This window comes from Streptomyces glaucescens (assembly GCF_002154375.1).
In the GTDB taxonomy this organism is placed as follows: domain Bacteria; phylum Actinomycetota; class Actinomycetes; order Streptomycetales; family Streptomycetaceae; genus Streptomyces; species Streptomyces glaucescens.
The window spans coordinates 1-1,342 of record NZ_MUND01000310.1; the positions used below are offsets into that span (position 1 = coordinate 1).

Below are 1,342 nucleotides of genomic sequence, written 5' to 3' on the forward strand. Positions count from 1 at the left end.
GTGCCGCTCCGGGCGCACCGGAGGAAGGGGTCGCGGGCGTGGGGGCGTGCGGCGGTGCCGCGTCCGCGGCCGCGGGCCGGTTCCGGGGTGCGTCCGCCTGCGGGACGGCTGCGGGGCTGTCCACCGGCACGGGAGGTGCGGACGGGGCCGGGGGGACCGCAGTGCCCTCGTTCTCGGTGCTCACAGCTCTTCTCCTCGATGCTTGGTCACGCAGCTGTGCCGGTGTTTTTGTATGCCGCCAGCTTTTCCCACGGGCCGTCAGGGCACCATAAGCCGTGCCTGTGCGTCCGCGGTCACTCTTTATATAGGATCTTTCTATGGCAAGCGCCGCATCTCAGGCGTCCACGGGCTCCGACGACCCGACGGCTACCCCGTGCCGGTGGCACCATGACGCGGTGACACCTGCACGGCAGCATCGGATCCAAGTCGTTGCCCACCGCGGGGCCTCCGAGGAGGCTCCCGAGCACACCCTGGCCGCGTACAAGAAGGCGATCGAGGACGGCGCCGACGCCCTCGAGTGCGACGTGCGGCTGACCGCCGACGGCCACCTCGTCTGTGTGCACGACCGTCGGATCAACCGTACGTCCAACGGCCGCGGAGCGGTCTCCGCCCTGGAGCTGGCCGACCTCGCCGCGCTGGACTTCGGGTCCTGGAAGAGGACCCCCGCCGGTCGCGCGCGGACCGAGGACCCGGACTGGGAGCACCGCCCCGAGGACCCCGCGGAGACCTCCGTCCTCACCCTGGAGCGGTTGCTGGAGCTGGTCGCCGACGCCGGCCGCCGGGTGGAGCTGGCCATCGAGACCAAGCACCCCACGCGCTGGGCGGGCCAGGTCGAGGAGCGGCTGCTGATGCTCCTGAAGCGGTTCGGCCTCGACGCCCCGGCCGTACCGGAGGAGTCCCCGGTGCGGATCATGAGCTTCTCGGCGCGCTCGCTGCACCGCATCCGGGCCGCCTCGCCGACGCTGCCGACGGTCTATCTGATGCAGTTCGTCTCGCCCCGGCTGCGCGACGGGCGGCTGCCCGCGGGGGTCGGCATCGCCGGTCCGTCGATCCGCATCGTCCGCAGTCACCCGATGTACGTCGAGCGGCTGCGGCGGGCCGGGCACCAGGTGCACGTCTGGACGGTGAACGAGCCGGAGGACGTCGATCTCTGTGTCGGCCTGGGCGTGAACGCGATCATCACCAACCGTCCGCGTGCGGTGCTCCACCGGCTCGGCCGCTGAGCGCCGCAGCACGTGCATGACCGCAGCGTGCCAGGACCGTGAGTGTCATGGCCGGGAGATGCCGTGGCCGGGAGATGTCGTGGCCGCTTCATGCTGTGGCCGCTTCATGCTGTGGCCGC

General features: G+C 71.6%; 1 protein-coding gene and 1 pseudogene. One reads left to right on the plus strand and one right to left on the minus strand.

Features of this window, described 5'->3' with window-relative positions; translation table 11 throughout:
* Positions 1-184 (minus strand): annotated as a pseudogene (locus CCN42_RS43350) (protease); the annotation flags it as partial.
* Between the two features lie 211 nt (positions 185-395).
* Between CCN42_RS43350 and CCN42_RS20655 the strand changes: the two are divergent.
* Positions 396-1,223 (plus strand): glycerophosphodiester phosphodiesterase, encoded by an 828-nt coding sequence (locus tag CCN42_RS20655; RefSeq protein ID WP_086737703.1) that lies wholly within the window; start codon positions 396-398, stop codon positions 1,221-1,223.
* Positions 1,224-1,342 lie beyond the last annotated feature (119 nt).